Below are 23,573 nucleotides of genomic sequence, written 5' to 3'. Positions count from 1 at the left end.
TTAACAGCACGTCTCGGTCGTCGAACCGCGGTGCTGCGGCAGTCTAAAGATCAACGACACAGGCCCCACCACTTTTTTGCAAATTGCCCTGACCACAAACAGTTGCGCCGGTTTCAGGACGGTCCTCGCCAAGTCGCAAAGGGGGGGACGCGAGGCCTCGTGCGGCCCTTCATTGGAACATACTACGACCGAATTCTCGCATGAGCCTTCGCGGCGAAGGGGGAACGTTAGGCCATCTGCAGTGCTTCATGGCAATACTACTCATTCCTAAATGAACCTCAAAAAAAAGGGACAGGCTACTTTTTCCTCTTCAGAAAAGTAGCCTGCCCCCTTTTTACTGTGCGTGCAGGTGGACTAGAAGTAGCGTCCGGCCTGGAGGACGACCGCATTTACTCCGCGGTTTTCGTGGTAGAGATTCCCGTTGGAGATATGGTGCGTGCGCAGCGACATGAAGGGGTTCTTCCCGTCCTTCTGGGGCATCTCCACACCTACCCCGAGTATCGGATTGAAGTTGAAGTGCAGCCCCTGCCCCTGCACCCTGAACTGGGTGTAGATGATCCCGATCCCCCCCTCTATGTACGGGCGGAAGGTCGGATTCGGACGGAACCAAGGGTAGTACATGGCGAACATGTTCGCTGACACCATGGCATTGGCACTGGGCGTGATGGTACTGCCCGCTGCCCCTTCAATCTTGAAGCGCAGCTCCTTGCGCGCGGTGTTGCGCCAGATGCTCGCGTAGTCGTAGATAGCGAAGACTCGCGCCATGGCATAGGTAAGATCTTCCTGCGGATCGAACACATAGCCGTACTCCAGCGACACGCCGTGCTGGGTCGGCAGGCGCTCGTCGGCAGGGGCGGACTTCACCTCTCCAGCGACAGGCGCTGTCGGGGCCTCCGCGGCGGCAAACGATACGCCGGAAAGACAGACGAGACAAAGTGCAGTTGCAAGTCCTGCACGAAAAGGTGCCCTCAGCTTCATACACAGTTCCTTTCATCACATAACATTCCCGCCTCCTTGACGGAGACAGGGTACATCGTTCTGCTACAGCCGCGACATCTGGACCACCCCGCATCCCCCTGTCCCGGACTCCGTGACGGTGCAGATGTGACCTGCCTCTATCCCCTCTACCCCTCCGGCAGCACCTTTTCCTGCGACAAACCGCCCCTCTTTCAGCATCAGGGCAGCAATGGCGATATCAAACGCAGCTCCCGCCGGGGTACTGCCGTATATGCCGGCATACTCCCCAAGGCAGCGCCCTTCAGGGATGCCGCCACTTTTGCGGAACGATCCTTCCCCACTGCCTCTTACGATGAAGTACGGGTCACGGGCGGCAACGGATTGAGCACAGCTCCGGCCGATGAAGACGTCGTCGATGGCGCAATACCCGCCCTCCTCAGCTTCGTCCCGCCCCAGGAGGAAAAAGGCAGCCCCCTCACCCGGGATCGTCCTCCCCGCCGCACCGGTCTGACTCCTGCGATGCCAGAGGTAGCCAACGAGCTCAGAGATCTCATCAATCGCACCAAAGAGGACCTGGTCCACCCTCCCCTCCGCCAGCCACTGCCGCGCACTCGCAAGAGCCGAGGGAACGGACATATCGAACTGGCTTACGGTAAGGCTCGGCCCCTTCACCCCAAGCATCATGGTGATATAGGCCGCGGCGGCGTTGTGGACGGAGTTGGCAAAGTGAGTCGGCGAGGCGAGAGCGTCGCCGTCTGCGATCACCGAGTCGAGAAAGGAAAAGGTCGTGGTCGTCGCCCCATAGCCGCTGGCGATGACGAGGCCAAGGCGGCTGAGATCCTGCCCCAGCATCCGGCCATCCTGCAGCGCCAGAGAGGAGCCGAGGAGCGCGAGCTTTGAGTAGTGGTCGATGCGCCGCAGCGCTTTTTTCGCTACAAACTCTTCCAGGCGCGCGGTCGACGCCCGCAATGCCGGTATCTGCACCGGGCCGGAGCCGGTGGGGACGGTGAATTCCCCCGGCACGACGCTCCCCCCCTGCAACGCCGCGGAGAGGTCCGCCACACCGCACCCGAAGCCGCCCGCCACCCCTATTCCCCGCACGATCATGCGCATGGCGCCTCCTCCCCTTTTGCCAGGACGATGACGGAGTTGCTGCCGCCAAAAGCGAGGGATTCGGAGAGGGCGACTGAGCCGCCGATCTCGGCCGCTTCCGGAACGGGAGTCCCCCCCAGCTCGGGGTCGGGTGTCCTGAACCCGGCGTTCCCGGGGATGCGCCCGCGCTCCAGGCAGGCGACCGTGAAGACTGCTTCGATCGCTCCCGCAGCCCCCAGGGTGTGGCCGGTATATCCTTTCGTGGAGATAAAGGGGACGCCCGGCAGTACGTCCGCGAGGACGCGGCTCTCCACCCTGTCGTTATCGGGGGTGCCGGTGCCGTGCGCATTGACGAAGGCGATCTCGCCGGGAGCTGTGCCGCAGCAGCCAAGGGCTTCCGCCAGGGCACGGCGCAACCCGTCGCCGTCCGGCTTCGGTGCGGTGAGGTGGTGGGCGTCGCAGGCGGAGCCGTAGCCGATGAGGAAGGAGCGAGCCTTCTTCGAGCGCCGCGCCCGCACCACTTCCGATTCGAGGACGAGCATCCCCGCCCCTTCCCCGAGATTCAGCCCCTTCCGATCCCTGTCAAAAGGCCTGCAGGGGGAGTCGTCGGTGATCATGAGGGAGATAAAGCCGTTGTAGGTGATGCGGCCGAGCTCGTCGGCGCCGCCGGCGATGACGACGTCGCAGATGCCGCCGCGGATCCAGGAGGCGCCGATCCCCACGGCGTCGGTGCCGGAGGCGCAGGCGTTTACCACGGTCTGGCAGGGGCCGTCGAAGCCGAATTCCCCGGCAATGACTTCCGCAGGGTTGCTGCGCAAGATGCGCTCGATCGGCTCCAGGTCCGGGTCGATCCCGGCGCGGTACTCGCGGCAGAAGACCTCGTTGTTGAAGGCGCTCCCGACCGTCGTTCCGACGCAGACACCGACCCGCAACCTCTCGAGCTCCGCGGGCGCAAGTCTTGCGTCAGCGAGCGCCTCCCGTGCCGCGTGGACACCCAGCGCCGCCGTGCGCAGGATCTCGGGCGGCTCCTCGAATCCCGGTATCTCGAAGACCGGATAGGCGGTGGAGTGGCTGCTGGAATAACGGGTCGGCGGACGCGGGTCCCGCTCCCCACGGTAGAGCGTCTCCAGGCACTCGGGGACGCTGGCGCCTGCGGCGCAGATGCATCCGATCCCGGTGATGGCTACCTGCCAGGGGCGGCTCATGCGGAGAGGCGCGCCTCGATGTAGGCAGCAAGCGCGTTCACAGACTGGAAGGCGGCACGCCCTTCCTCCATGTCCTTTATCTCGACGCCGAAATGCTTCTGCACCAGCACCACCAGCTCTACCGCGTCGAGGGAGTCGAGCCCGAGCCCGTCGCCGAAGAGAGGCGCGTCGTCCTCGATCTCCTCGGGGGTCACCTCTTCGAGATTGAGGTCCTGCACCAGAATCTTTTTCAGCTTTTCCTTGGTATCCATGAGATCTCCTTGATCTGTATAATTGGTTGCTCGGTCCGACTGGTCCGACTGGTCCGACTGGTCAGACCAGTCCGACTGGTCCGACGGGTGCCCACATGTCGTAAAAATTGAAAAACTGGTACGGACGCTCCTCGACAAACTCCTCGAGGGCGCGCACAAACTCCTCGGCGTAGGGGCGATACGCCTCGCCGCGCCTCCCCAGCCCCTCCGGCACCCGCATCACGCGGGCCACCTGGAGACCATACTTCCCGCGAGCGACCGTGTGCGGGAAGATCACCGCCACCGGCGCTCCGGTGGCGGACCCCAGCATGTATGGGCTGAAGGGCACCTCTATCGGGTCGCCGAGGAAGGGGACCGAGAGGCAGCTCCTCTTCCCCCCCATCATCCGGTCCCCCATGATGCTCAGCACCTCCCCATTCTTCAGGACCTGCAGCATCTCCAGGGAACCGCCGAGTGCCGTCGCGGGGTCGATGAAGCGGTACGGCGCCTCCCCCCCTCCATGCTCGAAAAACTGCCGGTCGACGTCACCCTCTTCGCGGTGCATCACGAGGCTCACCGCGCTCCCCAGGTGCGAAAGGCTGGACATGGCGAGTTGCCAGCACCCCACATGCGCCGTCACCAGGATCAGCCCGCGCCCCTCGGCAAGGAGCGCCGCCAGCGCGGCGCGTGCCTCCAGACTGACGGAGAGGTACTGCGGCCCGAGTATCCCCAGCACCGCCCGGTCCACCAGTACCCGCCCGACGCCAAAGCTCATGCGGTAGCTCCCCCACCAAAGCCCGAGCGTCCCGTGCCTCGGAAACCTGCGCCTCAGGTAGTGCATGGAGCGGTTTCGCACCGAGGGTCGAAAGAGGGTGTAGTAGAGGACCACGAAGACGAGCAGGAAGTCTGCTGCCCACCGCCCGCCGAAGCGGATCAGCGTGTAAAAGACCCGGTGCTGCCAGTCGGCCCCGATGCTGCGGCTCGTCCACTTCTTCCCCGGCTGCTGTGCATTGCTAGCGGCCACCGGAAATCACCCCTCCGGCTCGAGATAGCGCTCGGTGTTGCGGGTGAACTTCAAAAAGCTCCCCATGTTGCCGATGAAGCGCTGCCAGCTGTGCGGCGAGCGCCACAGCATCGCCACGTACCCCCAGAGCACCTTCGGCCGCTTGAAGTGGTTGCGGTAGAACTCCTGGAAAAGCTCCTCCAGGCGCTCCCTCGTCATCCCCTTTGTCACGAAGAGAAAGTTCATGCAGTCCATCTGCTCCCAGTCCTCGTTGAACTCGCCGAGCTCGTGGATCCGGTCGTAGATCGGCGACCCGGGAAAAGGGGTGAACTTCGCCAGGTTGAAGTCGTCGATCGGGAGGGAGAAGACGTAGTCCATGCTGCGCCGGATGCTCTCTTCCGTTTCTCCCGGGAGCCCGATCATCAGGAGCCCCTTCGTGCGCATCCCGGCGTCCTTTATCATGCGGATCTTCCGGGCCAGGTGGTCCAGGTCGGCGTTCTGCCGGTGCTGGGCGAGGAGCTCCGGATCCCCCGTCTCGATCCCCAGGCTCATCATCCAGCACCCCGACCTCTTCATCAGCGCCAGAAGCTCCGGGTCGATGTGCTCCGCGCGCACCGCGCAGTTGTAGGTCATCCCCAGGGGGCGGTCGATCATGAGACGCGCGAACTCCTCCACCCTCTTGCGGTTGAAGGTGAACTGGTCGTCGTAGAAGTTTATGTGCCGCACCCCGAAGCGCTCCCTCAGGTAGCGCAGGTGCTCGTACAGGTAGCTTGCCGAGTTGTAGCGGAAGGAACGCCGGAAAACGGAGCGGTCGCAATAGCTGCACGAATAGGGGCAGCCGCGGCTGGAGATGCAGCTCGTATTCGGTGTCTTCGGGTAGTTGAAGATCGGCAGCATGTACGACGTGGGGAACCCTTCGAGCTTCTCGTACGCCGGGAAAGGGAGGTCGTCGAGCTCGAGGAGCTGATCGGGGTAGCCGGTGAAGCACCCCTCCGCCCCCCCGCCGGGACGATAGATGATCCCCTTCACCGAGGCCGGGTCATCGAGCCCCTTCTCCATGAGCTGCGCCATCGTCTCCTCCCCCTCCCCGATGACGGCGATGTCCATGCCGCGGAAGCGCGGGAAGAGCTCCTCCTTCAACGCAGAGACGTGGGGTCCCCCGAAGACGGTGGTGATCCCTGGGACGATGCTGCGCGCCATCTCGGCGATGCGTATCCCGTCCAGAAAGGAGGAGGTCGTGCAGCTCAGCCCCAGGAAGGCGGGACGCTCCGCCTTCAGGTAGTCGCAGATCGCCCGGTCGGAGTCGGGGCGGGCGTAGCAGTCGATGATGTCGGCGGACATGCCGCGCCTCTCCACGTAGGCCGCGATGCTGGCGAGACCCAAGGGGGGCATGATGTTCGCGAGGCGGGAGATGTCGTGCCCTGCCGCGTCGGACCGGTACCCCAGCGGGTGGACCAGCAGTATCTTCTTGTTGTTCAGCATAAAGCTAACTCCGATGCCGAAAACGTCCGGCTCCCTTCCTACGGCTGCGGGAATTTTATGAGCGTGTCCCAGAGAAGCCCGCGGTACCCGAAGCGGTGCATGATGGAGAGCCTCTTTTGCCCTTCCTCCGGCGGGAAGATCCGGTCGCGCCGGCCGCGGAACGCCTCGGTGATCGTCTCGTTCATGACGGCACCGTCGACTCCGGGTGAAAGGTAGTAGGCCGGCTCCAGCAGGGAGCCCCCCTCCGGGAGCACCCCCTCGCGCACCGCGCGGTCAAGAAGCTTCGTACCCGGGAGGACCCTGATCCCGGAGAAGGCGCATACCACTGTGTGCTCCAGGAGCTCCAGGTTTGCCACCCCCTCCGCCACTGTTTCCGGGGTCTCCCCCGGTCCGCCGAACATGACGAAGTGCGCGCACGGTAGCCGCTCTGCGACGCAGGCGCGGTTGACCTCCAGGGCGTCGGCAAAGGTGAATCCCTTTTCCAGCCCCTCTAGAGTCGTGTCGCACGCCGCGTCGGTGCCGAGCTCCACCGCATAGAGCCCTGCCCGCTTCATGAGGGCGATCTCCGTCCTGCCGATCCCGGCGGGGCGCATGTAGCAGCACCAGCGAAGCGAAACGCCGCGGGAGAGGATCTCTTCCACCACCTCCATGTAGCGCCCCTCGCTGTCGTTGAAGATGGAATCGGTGAAAAAGACCGTCTCCATCCCGTGGTCGACCTGGATGCGCACCAGGTCATCTACCACCGTCTTCGGGTCGCGATGGCGGTACCTCTTCCCCTCCAGCGTGGGATAGCTGCAGTAGACGCAGTCGTACGGGCAGCCACGCTTCGTCTGCAGGTTGATCATCCCGCTCTCCGCACGGTAGAACGCGATCAGCTCCTCCGAGTACAGAGGGGACGGCACCGCAGGCCCGCAGAGAAGCGACTCGTTTCGCACCAGCCTCGGCGCCGCAACTCCCTTTTTCAGATCGTCGACAAGGCGGCATATCAGGCGCTCCCCCTCGCCCACCACGCCGTAGTCCGCCCCGGTGTAGCGAAGGAGCTCCTCGGGGAGAATGGAAAAGGCGGCCCCTCCGATAATGACCGGTGCGCGCGATACGCTCCGGACCGCGCCTATAACGTCGCGGACCTCCTCCGCATAGCCGGTCACGCTCAGGGAGTCGCAGTTGTCCAGGTTGCGCATGGAGACGCAGACAAAGTCGGGATTCCATTCCTTCAGCCGCTCGCAAAGGAGTTCCCGCGACTCTCCCGCGACGAGCATGTCGAACTGTTGTACCTCGTGCCCCGCCGCCGAAAGCGCTGCGGAAATGGCGGCCAACCCCAAGGGGTACACCGGGTACGGCTCGCGGGTCACGTTGGTGGAGATGAGGAATATACGTCTCAAGGGGTTACCGTTTCCTTTCTTTCCGGTCCACGTCTCAGAGCCAGCGCACCCCTTACCAGATCAAAAAAGGATGAAACCGGCGCACCGTCGAAAGAGACCGTGCCGTCCATACCGAGGGAAACTTTCCCGTACCCCTCCTCCTGCGGCTCTTCCGCCGAAAGGAGGATGAAAGCAGCCCCCGGCTGCAGCGGGAGGCTCTTTTCCATCCCCTCCGGCACCGGCAGGTCGCAGATTCCGGCAAGAGCCGTCCCGGCATCCCCTATCGCCATTTCTTCCAGGGCGAGTCGCAATGGGGTCACCCCCCCACCCTCCCCTTCGTTTACCGCCATGAGAGAGCCGGTGAGCCCAAACTGCAGCGCCGCCTCGCCGAGGAAGCAGTTCGCCAGCGTAAAGGCAAAGAGATTCGGGCTCGCCAGCGCTCCCCCCTCAAGGAGGACGGTCTGGAAGTACTCGCTGTCGGTGGCAAGACACCCAAGGACGGTGGCGGCGAAGACGGAGACCGGGCGCTTCTCGCTCCACTTCTCCAGCCCGGCGTCGCGCAATGCGAGGGCAACGGCGGCAAGGCCGAGCTTTGAATACTCCGACTGCCGCCCGAAGCGCTGGTTCGGCTCGTCGAAGACATCTTTGCGCGAGAGGCGGGGAAGCTCTCCGCTTCCGGGGAGAAAGTCACTTCCCCCTTTCCCCATGCCGATCCCGCCGGAGGTTACCCAGCCGATCCCGGTGATAAACGCCTCCATTACGGCTCCTCCCTGCGCAGCACGACTGCCGCATTGACGCCGCCGAAGCCGGAGTTGGTGCTCAAAAGATAGCTCCCGGCGATGGGGCGCGCGGTGGCGCCAACCATTTCCTCCCCACCCGCCTCCGGCTCGAGAAGCCCGGTCGTCGGCGGCAGGAGTCGCTCCTGCAGGCACCGGACTCCGAGTGCGATCTCGATCCCCCCGGCGGCACCGAGGGTGTGCCCTATCGCGCCCTTCACCGAGTGGACCGGGAGGGTGCGCTCTCCGAAGAGGGCGCGGAAGGCGGTGAGCTCCATCTGGTCGTTGTACACCGTTCCGGTGCCGTGGGCACTGACCGCTGCGACATCTCCCGCCCCGATAGAGGCACGGCACAGCGTCTGCTGCACGGTCTGGATGAGCCCGCAGGCGTCGCGCGCGGGGGCAGTGATATGCGTCGCGTCATTCGCGGCACCCCACCCCGCCACGGTGGCAAGGACCGGGAGTCCCTCGGCAGCGGCCCGCTCCCGGCTGGTAAGGAGGAGAACAGCCCCCCCTTCGCCGAGGGAGAGCCCCCTGCGGCTGCGGTCAAAGGGACGGCAGCGCTCCGGGTCGAGCGCCTGGAGCGCCGAGAAGCCGGAGAAGACAAACTCGCTCACGAGATCCATGCACACAACCAGCACCGCCTCGGCGCGACCGGCCGCAATAAGCGCTGCGGCGCGCGCCACGGCAAGGGTGGAGGAGGCGCAGGCGGCGTTTATGTTCATCCCCGGGTCGGAGAGCCCCAGCCGCGCGGCAAGCCATTCCAGCACACCTTTGGTGGCGAGCGATGCCGCATCCGGAGCCGCGCCGTCGCGCAGCGACTCCAGCACGTCGATCGACCCCTTCGTGGTGGCGGTGACAAGGAGGGCATCGCGGGGGACCTCGCCAAAGCCGTCCAGGAGCATCTCCAGGAGCGGGTAGAGCAACGAGGCGGCGGCGCCGCGCTCCAGCCCCTCGATCCAGGAGGCGCTGGAGGAGAGGTAGCGCCCGGTGGCGAAGCGCTCCACGGGGCGTACCGCGGTCGCGCCGCAAAGAGAGCCCTCCCAGAGGGCGTCCACCCCGGCGCCGAACCCTGTCAGCACACCCGTCTTGCAGATGCACACTTCCCTCATGAAAGCTCCCCCGCCTGCCAGCGGTCGAGGAAGTCCCTGATGAAGGGGGGCGGGATGAGGAGGACATTCTGCTCCGTGTCGACCATCATCTGCACCGTGTACCCCGTCGTCGTCACCTCACCCTCACCGTTTCTGATGATGAACTCGAAGTTCAGGCGAGCCGCCGGGGTCCAGTGCAGGATCCCCTCTATGGTGAACGGTTCCGGGAAAGAGAGGGGACGGAAATAGTCCACGTGCATCTTCTTGATGGGGGTCAGGAAGCCGTTCCGGTAGCAGTCGAGATAGCCGACGCCGTACTTCGCGCCGAAGGCGACCCGGGCGTCCTCGAAAAAGCTGGGGTAGCGGCCGTGCCACACGATGGCGAGAGGGTCGACCTCCTCGAAGCGGACCTGCCGCTCCACGGTCACGCTCAGCGAAGGGGGCGCCCCCTCCTGCTTCGGGAAATAGTGCTTGCTCATGCCACACTCTCCACCGGGTGCAGCTCCAGGAGAAAGGCGGCGGCGGTCTTCCCCTCCACCGAGAGCTGCGCGTCGTACAGGGCCTTCCCGCGCACGGTGCGCGGCCGGCAGGAGACCGCCACTTCCTGGTTCGGCCGCACCGGATTCATGAACTTCGCGTCCTCCACGGCCACCAGGCGCTGCTTCGCGCCGAGATGCTCACCCATGAGGGAGACCACCGTCAGTATCTCCACGACCGCGGGGAGGATGGGAAATTGCGGAAAGTGCCCCGCAAAGCCGGCGAAGTCGTCGCTGAAAAGGTAGCTGCGGCTGACGGTTTCTTCCTCCACCGTCAGCGGGCCGAGCGCCGATTGCCCTATCTGTTGCACGATCTTACTCATCGGTCTTTTCCACGCTTTCTATCCAGAGTGTGAGGCGGTAGCCAGCCTCGGAGTCATCGAGCACGATGCCTGTGGGGACCGGTATCCCCTGCAGCCGTTCGTACTGGTAGTAGCGGACCCGCCACGATTCCCCTCCCCCCTTCGAGCTCTTCTCGAGGAGCTGCGCCTCGGGGCCGCCGAGGAGGAAGCGGAGCATTTTGTCCCCTTCACTCCGGGTGAGCTCGTAGCTGTCGGAACCGGTCTTCAACCGGTCGGAGGGGAGCGGCTCCGGGGAGAGGAAGATGCGCCTCACCGAGGTGCCGACCGCATCGGCGAACCCGGGGTACTTCGCGAGATCCGGGATGATCGAATGGGGAGTCGTCTTCTCCCGGTCCACCGAGATGTCGTACAGCTTCACCCCGAGGTCGTTCATCCCCACCAGCCGCGCGGTCTTCCGGACCGGGTCGAGCTTCATGATGCCGTCCAGTGGGACCTTCATGCCGCGCAGCTCGAAGAGCGCCGACTGGCGAAGGAGAAGCGTGTCGCGCCCCTTCGTCCAGAGCCCCGCCGCGAGCTCGGCCGCGCTCTTTTGCACCGTCGGGACGGCGGGGGTCTCCCTGAAGGGGACCGAGCCGCAACCGGCGACAAAAAGGAGAAGTGCCAGTACCAGCCGCTTCATGACTCCTCCTCCCGGCACAGAGCCGGAATCACCAGGAGCGCCGCGGGGATCCCGGTCCCGATCCCCAGAAGGACCGTCATCCCGATCGAGTGCATCGAGGGGTGGCGGGCAAGAGCCAGCGCCCCGAGCCCGGCAAGGGTGGTAAGCCCGGAGACGAGGACGGCGCGGTCCGCCGCATGGGTGGAGCCTTCCGTGAGCCGGCAGACGGTGAAGATCCCGTAGTCCACGCAGAGCCCGATGATGAGGATCGTCGCCGCGATGTTGAAGATGTTGAACTCCATCCCGAGCATCCCCATGATCCCGAGGGAGCACACGAGCCCGGTGACCACCGGCACGAGCACCAGTGCGATCCGGCGCGGGTTGCGGAAGATGATCGCCACCAGCGCGAAAACCAGTATGCAGGTGATGGTGAGGTAGCGGGTGAAGTCGTGCACGATGGCGCCGCTCATCTGGGTGGCAAAGCGGGTCTGCGACACCAGCCGCACCCCCGGGATCCCCTTCAGCTCTTCGCTGAGGCTCGCTATCGCCTCCGGCGTGTCGGGGACCATGGTAAGGACCCTCACGCCCCCCGGGGAGCGCACGATCAGGGAATTCACCAGCTCCTCCATCCCCGCGGCGCGCATCCCCTCTTCCGTGGCGGCGGGGGGAGGAGTACTCAGCCTCTCCAGGAACGGCTTGAATGCGTCGCCGGAGAAGCCGAGTGCCTCCCCTTCCCTGCCGAGATCGGCGGCAAGGCGCGCGGCGCGCCCATCCTTCCAGTAGGAGATCCAGCGCTGCCGGTTCTCCTCCTGAAGGGCGGAACTCGGCAGGAGGGGCGCGATACTCACCAGCTCACCCGGGGCGAAGCGCTTGCCGAGCCGCGCGAAGAGCCTGTCGTTCACCGCGAGAGCGGCATCGAGATCGGGCCCCTCTGCAAAGACGAGCGCCTTCCCCCGCACATCCCCCCAGGTCTTCGCGACCTGATCCTCGGCTTCTTTCAGCTCCGACGTCACCATGCTGACCGCGCTCAACTTTCCGTTGAAGCGCACCTTCGTCGTCTGCCAGCCGCAGAGGAGAAGGATCCCGAGCCATACACCGATCACCAGGCGGCGCGGCAGGCGCGGCATGAGATCGAGCCGGGCGGCAGGGACGGCAGCTTGCGGCAGCGGCTTTACGAGGTGCGGCAGCACCACCAGCGAGATCGCCACGGAGGCGACGATGCCGATCATGGAGTATATCGCGAGCTCCCGCTGCCCGGGGAGCGCCGAGATCATCATTACGCCAAAGGAGAGGAGCGTCGCCGCGGCGCCAAAAAGAACGGGGCGCGCCACCTCGCCGGTGATGGTGCCGATATCCTTCCCCCCCTGCCGGCAGGAGAAGTAGATGAGCATGGCGTATTCGTCGGCGATCCCCAGCAGGACTCCGCCAAAGCCCAAGGTAAGCGCGTAGACGTTGCTGTCGAGGCACGCCATGACGCCGGATGCGATCACGAGGATCGAGCTCGGCACCAGAAAGACAAAGACCGCACTCAGGGAGCGCAGGAAGAAGAAGTAGATCCCCAGCACCGCCACCGAGGTGACGGTGAGGATGAGGGCGAGGTCCCCTTTTATGGTGTCCGCGTTCACCAGCGTGTAGCGGTGCCCGGAGATCACCGTCGCGCTCACCCCCTGCGGGAGGCTCTTCGCGACCCCCTGCCTGATCCGCTCCAGGAGTTTTCGGGAGCCGTCCGAATCGGTCATCGATACGGTGGAGTCGAGGACCACGAGGGCGTTCTTCCCGTCGGCGCTCATGAAGTGGTTATCGACCAGCCGCAGGTGCGGGATCATGTTCAGGAAGCGCATCTTCTCCATGGCGACCGCCGAGAAAGAGAGCGGGTCGTTCTGGATGCTCCCCTTCAGGGCCCACCCCTCCGGGGAGAGGAGCGACTCATAGCTCGCGCGCAGGCGTTTCTGCACCTCCGCCCCCGTGCTCATCGTCCCGAGACGGGAGAGCTCTTCCTCCCCTGCGAGGCTCCCCAAGGTCGATCCGAGCCAGCGGAAGAGGCCCCCTGCTGCGCTGTCGGGACCGGTCGTCACCTTGGAGACTCCGGCGCCCGCCAGCGAGGCGGCGAGACGGTCGGCGGCGGCCGAAAGGGTCGCGGGGTCGGTCCCCTCTCCTCCACTCAGGGTAATCACCACCTTCCGGGTGAAGGGGGCGAGCTGCAGGAGCTCGAAGTCCTTGGCGACGCTGGAGCCGTCGTCCGGGAGCATCGCGGCGATGTCCTCCTCGATGTGCAGCCTGGTGGAGGCAAGGGTGGCGAGGATCACCAGCAGGATCGTGGTGCCAAAGAGCGCGCGGCGCCGGGTCGCCAGGAAGCGGTACAGGCGCTCGAAGATCGTGCAGGAGGGAACCGGCATCTAGAAGAGGTCCGCCTTCAGCGGCTTGTTAACCGCCGTGTTCACGAACTTTATCCGGGTGAAGTCGCCGTCCTGCTCGTGCACCTCGACTGTGCGCACGTAGCGGCCGTCGGGGCTGAAGCTCACCAGGAGATAGCGCAGGAAACCGGCGGTCGTCGCGGAGGTAGGCTCCAGGCGCAGCGACACCGGCGCATCGTCCAGAACAGTTATGCGGTACTCCTTCTGGATGCGCGCAAAGTCCGCCTGCGCCCAGGAAAGGAGCTGATCCGCCACGAGCTTCATGACCGGCTCCTGGCTTATCTGGAACGACTCGGTGCGGCCGGTGTGCGCGTGCCACCGCCTCCCCTTGTCCCCCTTCAGGACGAACCCGGAGGCGACAGGCGCGGTGATTTCCCAGCGCAGCTGGTCCGGCTTGTTGAAGTTGAAGCGCCCCTTGGAGGAGACGACCGTCTTGAACATGCTCAGGTGCTTTTCCTGCACAAAATCGCTCGAAAGGGTGCGCACGCCGCTGGCGGTGCGCTGCAGCTGCTGAAAGACGCTCTCGGGCGGTGCCTGCGCGGCACCGGTCACCTGCGCGCCGATGGAAAAGATGAAGAAGAACGTTGCAGCAATTGCGATGAAGAGGTATCTCATGCCTTACCCCCTGCGCCCTCGGTGATCCAGAGCTTTATGGTTCCCGACGCGATCGCCTCCCCTTCCCGCTCGATCTCCCCCTCGGCGACGGCGAACCCCTCGAAGGTTCCGATCGTCCTTATGTGCACGAGAAGCCGGTCCCCAGCGCACGCCTGCCCTGAGATCCTGAAGCGCTTCACCCCCACGAGGAACCCCTCGGAGATCGCCTTGCCGCGGGAGAGGTCGTCGTACCCCTTTATGACCGCATACCCCTGCGCGAGAAGCTCGACGAGGGCAACTTCGTGCAGTTCACCGGCGCCGTTCACGAGGACGGAACCCGCTTCGGGTGTCGCTTCGACGGTCCCGGCGAGTTCGCCGTAGGTCAAAAGTGTCTCCACGAGCCGCATCGGCGGGCGGTGCGGAATGAAGGTTTCGGCAGGCATCGGCAGGGTGAGATCGATCATGCGTAGAGCTCCGCGTGGCTCCCTGCGGGGGGCGCGTCCGACGGCGCCTCACAGAGGTAGGGGGAAAGGTCGTCGAAGATCTGGCTGGAGAAGAGGAGCTTTCTGAACTTCACCAGGTCGTCGTGAAAGACCCTCTTGTTGTCGTACACGGAGAAGTGCGCGTTGAGGATGCGGTAGATCCTCCCGGTCCCGGTGCCGAGGCGCTCCGCGTTGCGGAAGGAGAGCGCCTGCAGGTCGGCGAGCACCTCAAGGGTGAGGATGTGCTTCGCGTTACTGACCGAGCGGAATGCCTTGCGTGCCGCCACAGTTCCCATGCTGACCACGTCCTGATTCGAGGCGTTGCAGGAGATGGAGTTCGTGCTCACCGGGTTTGCCAGTTGCCTGTTCTCCGCGGTAGTCGAGGTCGCGAGGTACTGCGCCCCCATGAACCCCATGGTGAGGCCGGGGGTGCCGGGGATGAGGAATTCCGGGAGCCCCTCGTTGAGGGAGCGGTCCAGGAACTTGTTGATGCGCCGCTCCGAGAGGGTGCACAGGGTGGCAATCGCCATGCAGAGGGTGTCCATGGCAAAGCCGACGCTCTGGCCGTGGAAGTTCCCGCCGTGAATGATCTTCTTTTTCTCCGGAATGATGATGGGGTTGTCGTTGGAGGAGTTCGCCTCCGTCTCGATCACCGTGGTGGCGTAGGAGATCGCCTCGAGCACCGGCGCGAGGATCTGCGGCGTGCAGCGGATGGAGTACACGTCCTGCACGTTGATCGTCGTCTCGTACACCGGCCCTTCCGTTTCGTGGCTACGGATGAGCTCGTGCATGTCTTTTCTGAGCGTGATGTTTCCGGAGCCGGCGTAGAGGCTGCGCACCGTCTCCGCGACCTTCAGCTGCCCTGCGTGCGGCTTCACGAGGTGCAGGTCCTCGTCGAAGGCGTCGTCGATGCCGCCGAATATCTCGAGCGCGAAGGCGCCGGTGACGCACCCCAAGCGGTACAGCTTCTTGGCGCCGAAAAGGGCGAAGGCGGCGAGCGCCGTCATGGCGCTCGTGCCGTTCATGAGGGCGATCCCCTCCTTGAAGGAGAGGCGCATGGGGGTGATGCCAAGGCGCTGGAAGAGTGCTGCGGTGTCGTGCAACTCCCCCTGATAATAGGCCTTCCCCTCGCCGATGATGGTGAGGGCGAGGTGCGCGAGGTGGATGAGGTCGCCGGAGGCGCCGACGCTGCCGCACTCGGGGATGTAGCTGGCGATCCCGGTATTGATGAGGTTCTGCATGAAGTGGAGGAGCTCGAGGCGCACACCGCTGAATCCCTTCACCAGGGTGTTCAGGCGGACCGCCATGACCGCGGTGGCGACGTACGGCTTCAGCGGATCGCCGAGCCCGGCCGCGTGGCTGCGGATCAGGTTTACCTGGAGCGCCTCGATCTCGGCGTCCTCGATAATCTTGTTGCACATCGGGCCAAAGGAAGTGTTGACGCCGTAGATGATGCGGCGCGCGGCCACCTCCTCCTCGAGAAAGCCGCGGCTGGCGCGGCAGCGCTCCAGAGCGGCGGGCTCCAGCGCGACCTTCTTGTCGCCGACGCCGATGGCAACTATATCTTCAACTGTAAGGTCGTAGCCGTTGAGGACCACGACGGGAATTTCAGTCATAGTGATTTCCTTTGTCGTCTTTCCTCCCCCTCCCTCGACGGGAGGGGGCTGGGGGGTGGGTGAAGCTGCCATCACCGATGCAGGTGGCCTCTTCCCCCGCCCCCTGTCCCCCGCCCGCAAGGGGTGGGGGTATCCGTAGGCCGGGATAAGCCGCAGGCGTTCCCGGCACACTTGCGGCGGTCCAGCTTGTGCCGGAAACGCTCCGCTTATTCCGGCCTACATTGACGCAGCCTCCCCAGCGTCCCCTCCCTTTCAAGGGGAGGGCCAGGGTGGGGATGGGGTTCCCCCGGGCCTACAACACGCGGGTCAGGCTTCGCATATTCACATCTGCGCACCTAATCGCAAAATGCAAAGCCTGACCCCGGCGGTTCAGCGTGTGCCGGAAACGCTCCGCTTATTCCGGCCTACATTGCAACGCGCCTCCCCAGCGTCCCCTCCCTTTCAAGGGGAGGGACAGGGTGGGGATGGGGTTCCCCGGGCCTACAACGTGCTGCGGGGTCAGGCTTCGCATGTTCACATTTCCGCACCGAATCGCAAAATGCAAAGCCTGACCCCGGCGGTTCATATACATCCCGGCGCAGCGTCCCGACGTTCCCCTACACCCGATAATCGAAAAAGGTCACCGGCTTCTGCTTCACGTCCTGCACCGTCTTCTTCTGCACCTCTTCCGGCGAGGCCACCACGACCTCCGGCTTCACCCTGATGGTCGCGGAGATCCGGTCGGCGACGTACGCCGCGGAGAGGGTGGAGTCCTGCGCCCCCACCACCACCCGGATCCGGTCCGACAGCTCGAATTCGCTGTGCGCCTCGATGTAGTAGCCGCGGATCCCCTCGATCTCCTGCAAAACGGAGAAGATCGCAGGGGGATACACCGTGGTGCCGCGATACTTCAGCATCTGCGCCTTTCGCCCCAAGACGGGCCCCAGGCGGTGCGTGTTCCGGCCGCAAACGCAAGGCTCGGTGTGCAGCTTCGCGATGTCACCGGTGCGGAAGCGCAAAAGGGGCATCCCCGTGACGCCCAAGGGGGTGGCTACGACTTCGCCGAATTCCCCCGGCGGCACCGCTCGTCCTTCCTCGTCCACCACTTCCACCACCATGAGGTCGGGGTGCAGATGCCCCCCGAGACCGGCTGGGCAGTCGGTGAAGGAGGTGGCCATCTCGGTGCTGGCGTACGTCCCGAAGATCTGCGCTCCCCAGATCGCGGCAACCCTTTCTCCGAGCGCCGAGAGGGAGAAATCCTGCCTGCGCACCGGCTCACCGATGCACACGATCTTTCTCACACCGAGCCGCGCCGGGTCGAGCCCCCCCTGCTGCAGCCTCTCGCCGAGCGCCAGGAGAAGGGAGGGGACACCCACGATCCCGCTCGGGGCGCAATTTTTCACCAGTTCCATGAGAAGCGGAATGTTGCTGGAGCCCCCCCTCAAAACGGTGGCGCCGAGAGCCGTGAGCCCCAGAAAATAGGCAAGCCCCGCCATGAAGCAGCGATCCACCGCAGCCACCACGAGGACCCGGTCGTCGGCGGTGAACCCCGCCCCACGGAAGGAGATCTCCTCGTTGTAAGCCAGGCGCTTCAGGTCCTGTGCGCTCTGCAGCATCGCCACCGCCTTCCCCGTCGTCCCGGAGGTGAGGCAGAGATCGACCATCGCCCCTTCCCCGAGCGCCAGAAAATCGGCGTGGCACTCCTCCAGATCTCTCTTGGCGGTAAAGGGGAGGCGAACGAGATCGGCGCTCGTCCGAATATCCGCAGGGGTCACCCCGGCTCCGTCAAAGGTGCGGCGGTAGAAAGCGGAACGGGTGTAGGCGTACTCCACATGCCGGCGCAGGAGCTCGTCCTGGCGTCGAGCGATCGTCTCCGCGTCGCTGCGAGCGAGCTCTGCACCCTTTACCGCACAAAATTCCCTCCCCGGCATCAGGACCTCTCTCCCCGCATCTCGGCAAGACCGCGAGCCATGACCTCGGCGAGGTGCCTGCGCAGCCCGAGGTGCCCCATCGGACCGGGGAAGGTCTTCGGGTCGACGGGAGGGAGCGCCTTCAGGCGGACCTTCGCGGGGTGGAGCAGGTAATGTTTCGGGGGAAGGAGGGTGTCGGTCCCGGTGATGCACAACGGAACGATGGGGATGCCGGTCTCGGAGGCGAGGCGGAAGGCGCCGGAGTGGAACTGCTGCAGCTTCCCGTTCCTGCTGCGGTGCCCCTCCGGGAAGAAGAGAACGGCGCCGCGGCTGCCGAAGGTCTCCTTGCAGGTGCCGATGACCTCATCCCACGGGGTGCTCTCGACGTCGAGGTAGCGGGCGAGCCGCATGAAGAAGGTGTACCAGTACATCTTGAAGGGCCACGCCCCCACCGCGAAGACGATGTCGCGGGAGGGAAGCTCCGCCATGAAGTAGCTGTCGAAGAAGGAGAGGTGGTTCACCACGAGGATGCAGGGGTAGGAGATCTCCTCCAGCCCCTCTCCCGTGAAGGAGACGAAGGGGGAGAGGATCAGCACCACCCCGTGCCCGTGGATCCCGATCAGGGTGCGTACAACCCGTCCCCAGTCCCAGCGCGTGAAGAGCTTCAGAAGGACGAGGCAAAAGGGAGCCGCCGCGATCCCCAGCGCAGTCCAGAGTATCATCATCGGGAAGAAGAAGAGGTTCAGCAGAAGCACCTCGATCCCTCCCCCTCTTCGCGCCCCGCACTGCGACAAAGGTATGGACACGTCCTGCATCCTTTACCCCTTCAGCTGCGCTTTCTTCGCTATCACGAAGCTGTGGATGTCGCCGAGGGTGCGGATCTGCCTGATCGCCTCCTCCTCGCGGATCTTCATTCCGAAGGCGGTCTCAAGGACGATAACCAGGTCGACGACGTCGAGACTGTCCAGTCCCATGTCGTCGAACAGTGCGGTCTCCGGGGTCATTTTCTCCTCCGGGTACTCGAACTCCGTGGCGAGGGAACTGTTGATGAGGGAAACGATCTCTTGGTCGGTCATCTATGATATCTCCTGAGGATTATTGATGAGTTTACGCCCCCGAGGGCGAAGTTGTTTTTCAGTACCACTTCGAGCTTCTTCTCTTCCACCTGCTGCAGGTGACGCACTCCGGCGCAGCGCGGGTCGACCTTTTCCAGGTTGCGGGTCGGTATGAGCTTTCCCTGCCGCATCATCTCGAGGCAGCCGGCAAGCTCCAGCGTCCCGCTCGCCGCCATGGTGTGCCCGAGGTGCCCCTTCAGGCTGCTGACCGGAGTATCACCGCCTACGACACGGGCGATCGCCTCGCATTCCGCTATGTCGCCAAGCTCGGTGCCGGTGGCGTGGGCATTGACGTAGTCGACCTCCCCCGGGTCGATCCCGGCATCGGCGAGCGCCTCCCGCATGCAGGCGCTGATGGCGTCCGGATTGGGATTGGCGATGCTTGCCGGGTCGGAATTGGTGGCAAAACCCGCGACCTCCGCGAGGATCTCCGCTCCGCGGGCGAGCGCCGAGTCGAGGGATTCGAGGAGCAGGATGCCGCTCCCTTCGCCGCAGACGATGCCGTCCCGGTCGAGGTCGAAGGGGCGCGGCGTGCTGGTGGGGGAATCGTTGAAGCGGCTGGAGGCGGCGTTCATGATGTCGAAGGTGCCGGAGGTGAGCGGATGGAACTCGTCCGCACCGCCGCAGAAGACGAAGTCCTGCCTGCCGAGCGCGATCATCTCCGCGCCGTACCCCACCGCCTGGCAACTCGTGGAGCACGCCGCCGACGGTGCGAGGATGCGGCCGGTGACGCCGAGGGCCTGGGCGACGTTGGAGGCGCAGCTGTGGTTTATGATGTGGAAGAAGATGGTGGACTTCATCCGCTCCAGACTATGGTCGATGCCGTAGTCGCGGAAGAATTCCTCCATCGTCCCCGCCGAGCCGGTGGTGGAGCCGATGCACACCCCGAGTCTACCGGAGCAGAAGCTTTCCTCCGGGATTCCCGCCATGGCGGCGGCGTCCTGGCAGGCAAGGGTGGCAAAGACCGACATGCTGGACATGGAGCGGCGAAACTTGCGCGGGATCTCCATCGGGTCGACGCCGGTGACCAGCGCTGCAACCCGCGTGCGCATGGCGCCGATCTCGGCAAGACTTGGTGCGGCAACGACTCCGCTCTTCCCCTCGAGAAGTCCCGCCATGAGGGCGTCGACGCCGCGACCGAGCGGGGAGATCGCCCCTATTCCCGTTATGACAACGCGTCTTAGCTGCATCCCTTTATATCCTTTCTCAAGCGGTCATGCCCGAGGATGCTGCCGCAGGCGAGCAACCCGGAGAGGACCGCACCGAGGAGCCCCGGGGCGACGACACCCTGCCCCGCGAGGAAGAGCCCGCTCACCCGGGTGACAGGGTGCGGGTTGTACTGACCGACCATGTGCTTCACGCCGTAGAGCCCCCCGCCGGGGTTGCTGCAGTAGTCCCGGATGGTGAGAGGGGTCGATCCCTCGAAGTGCTCTATCGTCGCGGCAAGCTCCGGGAATTCCCGCTCGATGCGCCCTCGCATCCTCTCGAGGAGCTCACTCTTGAAGGCGCCGTACTCCTGCGGGCGCCTGCCGAGGCTGCTCTCCCCCCAACGCTCCGTCTCGCCGGCCTTTGCCGGGAAGATCGCCAGGAACCCCGCGGGGTCGCTGCCTCCATTGCGGTAGGCGGCACTCAGATACAGGGGCCCGTCCTCGATCCCTCTCGCGCCGAGGTGCTCCAGCGCCTCCGGGTCGGGGAGGAGGAAGCGGTTGCACCCCGCGAGGGCGGGAACGGAATCGTTGCAGGTCGCGAAGGCGATGCAGGCGGAAACCGTCTCCTCCAGCATCTCCAGCCTTTTGCGGTAGGCGGGGCGGAAGGCGCCGTGCGGTGCGATATGGAGGAGCATCCGGGGGTGCACCGTGGAGATGCACGCCTTTGCCGCGAGGACCTCGCCGCTGTCGAGCCGCACCCCGCTCACCTCGCCACCGGGGGAGACGCAGATCTCGGAAACGCCGCAACCGGTGCGGCACTCCACCCCGAGAGTCTCAAGGCGTGCGTCGAAGACGCGGGCGAGGCTCACGCCGCCGCCGCGGATGCCGCGGGCGGACTCGTAGTAGCCGCCAACGATGCTCGCGTGCTGGGCAAAGGAGATCTCGCTGCGCGACACGCCGTACAAGAGGGTGTGCATGGAGAGGACGCTCTTTAGAAGCCGGTTCTCCGTGAGGGCGTCCAGCACATCGGAAAGGGACGGACCGATGACGCGCTGCAGCATGTTCCCCGAGTCGATCTCCGCATCGAGATTGAGATACGGCATCTCCCGGCACACCGCCGCCACCATCTCGAGGTAGCGCTCCACCGCTCCCCGCTCCGCCGGGAAGGCTTCGGAGAGGGCCTCGCGGAGACGGTCGTAGCCGGCGGGGACCGCAAACTGGAACCTTTCGGAGGCACAGTGGAAGATATCGAATCCCTCGTCGGAAAAGGGGAAGGTGGCGATACCGTCCAGCACCCCGAGGTAGCGCAGGAAGAGGTCGAGCGGCTCTCCCGGGGCAAGCCCCCCTGCGTAGTGGAAGCCGGTGTCGAAATGGACCCCTCTGCGGGAGAAGCCGCGCAGGACCGGCGCGCTCACCTGCGCCTTTTCCAGGAGGGCCACCTGGTAGCCGTGCTGCGCGAGGGTGATCGCCGAGGTGATCCCGGAGATCCCCGCGCCGATGACTATGCAGTCGTACATCAAGCGCCGAACCCCAGGACGAGGCAGGAATTGGTGCCTCCGAAACCGGCCGAGTTGCAAAGGACATGCTCCGGCGCCCGGTCGATGCGTTGCGCTGCGATGTTGAGCTTTGCCGAGAACTCGTCCGGCTCGGTGAAGTTCAGGTTCGGGGCAATGAACCCGTCGCGCGCCATGATGGCGCAGTAGACGACCTGGGAGGCGCCGGACATCCAGAGCTCGTGGCCGGTCATCGACTTGAGAGACGAGACCGGCGGGGTCTTCGCGCCGAAAAAGGCGGCAATGTTGCGAGCCTCCGCTGCGTCCCCCGCCGGAGTGGAGGTGGCGTGGGCGCAGAGGTAGTCGATGTCGGCGGCCTTGATGCCGGAGCGGGAGACCGCGTCGTGCATCGCCCGCTGCAGTCCGTCCTCGCTCGGAACGGAGAGATGCGCCCCGTCGGAGGAGAATCCGTACCCCTTCACCTCCCCGAGGATCGTCGCGCCGCGCGATACCGCGAGGTCGTAGCGCTCGAGAATCACCACAGCGGCGCCGCCGCTCGGCACGAGCCCGTCGCGACCGGCGTCGAAGGGGCGCGAGGCGGCCGCGGGATCGTCAGCCCTGATGGAGAAGGCGCCGAGGGCGTCGAAGGAGCACATCGACTCCCAGTTCAGCTCCTGCGCGCCACCGCAGATGATCCTCTCCTGCCGTCCGAAGGCAATCAGGTCCGCCGCCTGGCCGACCGCGTGCCCGCCGCTGGAGCAGGCGGAGCTGATGGTCCAGCAGGCGCCGCCGGTCTTTAGGAGCGTGTTGAGGTTCATGGTGATGCAGGAGGTCATGGAGCGAAAGACGTGGCCGGAGCCGATCAGCTTCGTCTCCCCGCGCTCGCGGAGGAGGTCGACCTGCTCGATGGCGGCGATGCAGCTGGAGTCGCAGCCGAATATCAGCCCCGTCCGGGGGTTCTCGATTTCGGCCGGTGCGAGGCCGGACATGGCGAGCGCCTCCAGGGCCGCGGCATGGGCCTGGACGGCGAAGTCCGGCATGGTCTTCACCTGCTTTTTGGAAAGGTGCGCCCGCGGATCGAAGCCGCTGATGGCACCGGTCAGGGCGCTTCTGAAACCGAGTTTCTCGCGCTCCGGATCGTGGACTATTCCGGACTTCCCGGCGCGCAGCGATTCTGCCACCGCATCAACCGTGTTGCCGAGGCAGGAGACGATACCGATACCGGTTATTGCTACTCTGTGCACAGGACCTCGCAGTAAGTGGTGCGATCAAAAAAAATGCCGTGGAATGATCCAAGGCTTTTACCGTCCGCCCTCCCGAAAGGGAAGGCCCGACCGCAGGGCGGTCAGGCTCAGTGCTACATGTACGCTCCGCCATTTACGGAGATGACCTGCCCGGTCACATACGAGGCCTTGTCGGAGGCGAGGAAGCCCACGACCTCCGCCACCTCGTTCGCTTTTCCGACCCGCCCCATGGGGATGACGGGGAGGATCCGGTCCATCGGGAGCTCGCTTGTCATGTCCGTCTCGATGAAACCGGGGGAAACGGTATTCACCAGGACCTTGCGCTTCGCCGTTTCTGCCGCGAGCGCCTTCGTGGCGCCGATCAGCCCCGCTTTTGCCGCGGAGTAGTTCACCTGCCCCGGCACGCCGCTCTGCCCCGAGGTGGAGGCGATATTGATGATCCTGCCGCTCCTTCTTTTCAGCATCCCCGGGAGGAGGAGCCTCGTCACGTAAAAGAAGCCGTCCAGGTGCACGGAGAGGACGTCCTTCCACTCCGAGTCCCCCATCCACACCATGAGGGTGTCCTTCGCAAACCCCGCGTTGTTTACCAGTACGTGCGGAATCTCATTCTCCAGGAGGGGGGAGAGCGTCGCCTTTACGGCGGCGACGTCGGAGACGTCGAAGCAAAGGAGGGTGCAGGAGCGTCCGAGGGCGGTTATCTCGTCGCGCACGGCAGCGGCCGCCTCGTGATTGGAGCGGTAATTCAGCCAGATGTCGTACCCTTCGCGTGCCAGGACAATGGCTGTGGCTGCTCCGATTCCCTTGCTTGCTCCGGTGACCAGAGCTATCTTTTTTTCTTCCATAGAACTAGATCAGCCCCTAAGAGAGTGAATAATCATAAATATT

At 64.9% G+C, this 23,573-nt stretch carries 23 protein-coding genes; all 23 read right to left on the bottom strand.

Annotated elements, in window-relative coordinates:
* Positions 1 to 354: 354 nt before the first annotated feature.
* The 23 genes from LPW11_RS15920 to fabG all read right to left on the bottom strand — a co-directional run bounded on the left by LPW11_RS15920 (position 355) and on the right by fabG (position 23,530).
* Entirely contained in the window at positions 355 to 978 is a 624-nt protein-coding gene (locus tag LPW11_RS15920; RefSeq protein ID WP_230994860.1) for an acyloxyacyl hydrolase, read from the bottom strand.
* A 63-nt stretch (positions 979 to 1,041) separates the two neighbouring features.
* The gene (locus LPW11_RS15915; RefSeq protein ID WP_230994859.1) at positions 1,042 to 2,070 is read right to left on the bottom strand and encodes a beta-ketoacyl synthase chain length factor; all 1,029 of its coding nucleotides are present in this window, start codon (positions 2,068 to 2,070) and stop codon (positions 1,042 to 1,044) included.
* Complete coding sequence (locus tag LPW11_RS15910; RefSeq protein ID WP_230994858.1) at positions 2,061 to 3,254, bottom strand: beta-ketoacyl-[acyl-carrier-protein] synthase family protein; 1,194 nt, start codon at positions 3,252 to 3,254, stop codon at positions 2,061 to 2,063. Before LPW11_RS15910 ends, LPW11_RS15915 begins: the two co-directional genes overlap by 10 nt.
* The gene (locus LPW11_RS15905; protein WP_230994857.1) at positions 3,251 to 3,505 is read right to left on the bottom strand and encodes a phosphopantetheine-binding protein; all 255 of its coding nucleotides are present in this window, start codon (positions 3,503 to 3,505) and stop codon (positions 3,251 to 3,253) included. The genes LPW11_RS15910 and LPW11_RS15905 overlap by 4 nt, the downstream gene beginning before the upstream one ends.
* A 61-nt stretch (positions 3,506 to 3,566) precedes the next feature.
* Entirely contained in the window at positions 3,567 to 4,508 is a 942-nt protein-coding gene (locus LPW11_RS15900) for a lysophospholipid acyltransferase family protein (RefSeq protein WP_230994856.1), read from the bottom strand.
* Positions 4,509 to 4,514: 6 nt separating this feature from the next.
* On the bottom strand, positions 4,515 to 5,969 hold the full coding sequence (locus tag LPW11_RS15895) for a B12-binding domain-containing radical SAM protein (RefSeq protein ID WP_230994855.1): 1,455 nt from the start codon (positions 5,967 to 5,969) through the stop codon (positions 4,515 to 4,517).
* Between the two features lie 38 nt (positions 5,970 to 6,007).
* Positions 6,008 to 7,351 (bottom strand): lipid biosynthesis B12-binding/radical SAM protein, encoded by a 1,344-nt coding sequence (locus tag LPW11_RS15890; RefSeq protein WP_230994854.1) that lies wholly within the window; start codon positions 7,349 to 7,351, stop codon positions 6,008 to 6,010.
* Positions 7,348 to 8,088, bottom strand: a complete 741-nt coding sequence (locus tag LPW11_RS15885) for a beta-ketoacyl synthase N-terminal-like domain-containing protein (RefSeq protein ID WP_230994853.1) — start codon at positions 8,086 to 8,088, stop codon at positions 7,348 to 7,350. The genes LPW11_RS15890 and LPW11_RS15885 overlap by 4 nt, the downstream gene beginning before the upstream one ends.
* Positions 8,088 to 9,218, bottom strand: a complete 1,131-nt coding sequence (locus LPW11_RS15880) for a beta-ketoacyl synthase N-terminal-like domain-containing protein (RefSeq protein WP_230994852.1) — start codon at positions 9,216 to 9,218, stop codon at positions 8,088 to 8,090. Before LPW11_RS15880 ends, LPW11_RS15885 begins: the two co-directional genes overlap by 1 nt.
* Entirely contained in the window at positions 9,215 to 9,676 is a 462-nt protein-coding gene (locus LPW11_RS15875; protein WP_230994851.1) for an acyl-CoA thioesterase, read from the bottom strand. The genes LPW11_RS15880 and LPW11_RS15875 overlap by 4 nt, the downstream gene beginning before the upstream one ends.
* Entirely contained in the window at positions 9,673 to 10,056 is a 384-nt protein-coding gene (locus LPW11_RS15870) for a hypothetical protein (RefSeq protein ID WP_230994850.1), read from the bottom strand. Before LPW11_RS15870 ends, LPW11_RS15875 begins: the two co-directional genes overlap by 4 nt.
* Positions 10,049 to 10,714 (bottom strand): DUF3261 domain-containing protein, encoded by a 666-nt coding sequence (locus tag LPW11_RS15865; protein ID WP_230994849.1) that lies wholly within the window; start codon positions 10,712 to 10,714, stop codon positions 10,049 to 10,051. Before LPW11_RS15865 ends, LPW11_RS15870 begins: the two co-directional genes overlap by 8 nt.
* Complete coding sequence (locus LPW11_RS15860; protein ID WP_230994848.1) at positions 10,711 to 13,089, bottom strand: MMPL family transporter; 2,379 nt, start codon at positions 13,087 to 13,089, stop codon at positions 10,711 to 10,713. Before LPW11_RS15860 ends, LPW11_RS15865 begins: the two co-directional genes overlap by 4 nt.
* Positions 13,090 to 13,722, bottom strand: coding sequence for a LolA family protein (locus LPW11_RS15855; RefSeq protein WP_230994847.1), 633 nt, complete (start codon positions 13,720 to 13,722; stop codon positions 13,090 to 13,092).
* A complete protein-coding gene (locus LPW11_RS15850) occupies positions 13,719 to 14,165 on the bottom strand; it encodes a hypothetical protein (protein ID WP_230994846.1) in 447 nt (148 codons plus the stop codon). The genes LPW11_RS15855 and LPW11_RS15850 overlap by 4 nt, the downstream gene beginning before the upstream one ends.
* Entirely contained in the window at positions 14,162 to 15,799 is a 1,638-nt protein-coding gene (locus LPW11_RS15845; protein ID WP_230994845.1) for an HAL/PAL/TAL family ammonia-lyase, read from the bottom strand. The genes LPW11_RS15850 and LPW11_RS15845 overlap by 4 nt, the downstream gene beginning before the upstream one ends.
* A 596-nt stretch (positions 15,800 to 16,395) precedes the next feature.
* On the bottom strand, positions 16,396 to 17,709 hold the full coding sequence (locus LPW11_RS15840; RefSeq protein ID WP_230994844.1) for a phenylacetate--CoA ligase family protein: 1,314 nt from the start codon (positions 17,707 to 17,709) through the stop codon (positions 16,396 to 16,398).
* The gene (locus LPW11_RS15835; RefSeq protein ID WP_230994843.1) at positions 17,709 to 18,494 is read right to left on the bottom strand and encodes a lysophospholipid acyltransferase family protein; all 786 of its coding nucleotides are present in this window, start codon (positions 18,492 to 18,494) and stop codon (positions 17,709 to 17,711) included. Before LPW11_RS15835 ends, LPW11_RS15840 begins: the two co-directional genes overlap by 1 nt.
* Before the next feature lie 12 nt (positions 18,495 to 18,506).
* Positions 18,507 to 18,764 (bottom strand): acyl carrier protein, encoded by a 258-nt coding sequence (locus LPW11_RS15830; protein ID WP_230994842.1) that lies wholly within the window; start codon positions 18,762 to 18,764, stop codon positions 18,507 to 18,509.
* On the bottom strand, positions 18,761 to 19,993 hold the full coding sequence (locus tag LPW11_RS15825; protein ID WP_230994841.1) for a beta-ketoacyl-[acyl-carrier-protein] synthase family protein: 1,233 nt from the start codon (positions 19,991 to 19,993) through the stop codon (positions 18,761 to 18,763). Before LPW11_RS15825 ends, LPW11_RS15830 begins: the two co-directional genes overlap by 4 nt.
* Complete coding sequence (locus LPW11_RS15820) at positions 19,984 to 21,468, bottom strand: phytoene desaturase family protein (protein ID WP_230994840.1); 1,485 nt, start codon at positions 21,466 to 21,468, stop codon at positions 19,984 to 19,986. The genes LPW11_RS15825 and LPW11_RS15820 overlap by 10 nt, the downstream gene beginning before the upstream one ends.
* Positions 21,468 to 22,688 (bottom strand): beta-ketoacyl-[acyl-carrier-protein] synthase family protein, encoded by a 1,221-nt coding sequence (locus tag LPW11_RS15815; RefSeq protein WP_230994839.1) that lies wholly within the window; start codon positions 22,686 to 22,688, stop codon positions 21,468 to 21,470. The genes LPW11_RS15820 and LPW11_RS15815 overlap by 1 nt, the downstream gene beginning before the upstream one ends.
* Before the next feature lie 113 nt (positions 22,689 to 22,801).
* Complete coding sequence (gene fabG / locus LPW11_RS15810) at positions 22,802 to 23,530, bottom strand: 3-oxoacyl-ACP reductase FabG (RefSeq protein WP_230994838.1); 729 nt, start codon at positions 23,528 to 23,530, stop codon at positions 22,802 to 22,804.
* Between the last annotated feature and the right edge of the window lie 43 nt (positions 23,531 to 23,573).

The organism is Geomonas sp. RF6 (assembly GCF_021044625.1).
Classification (GTDB): Bacteria; Desulfobacterota; Desulfuromonadia; order Geobacterales; family Geobacteraceae; genus RF6.
This window is presented reverse-complemented; position numbering and strand designations above follow the sequence as displayed.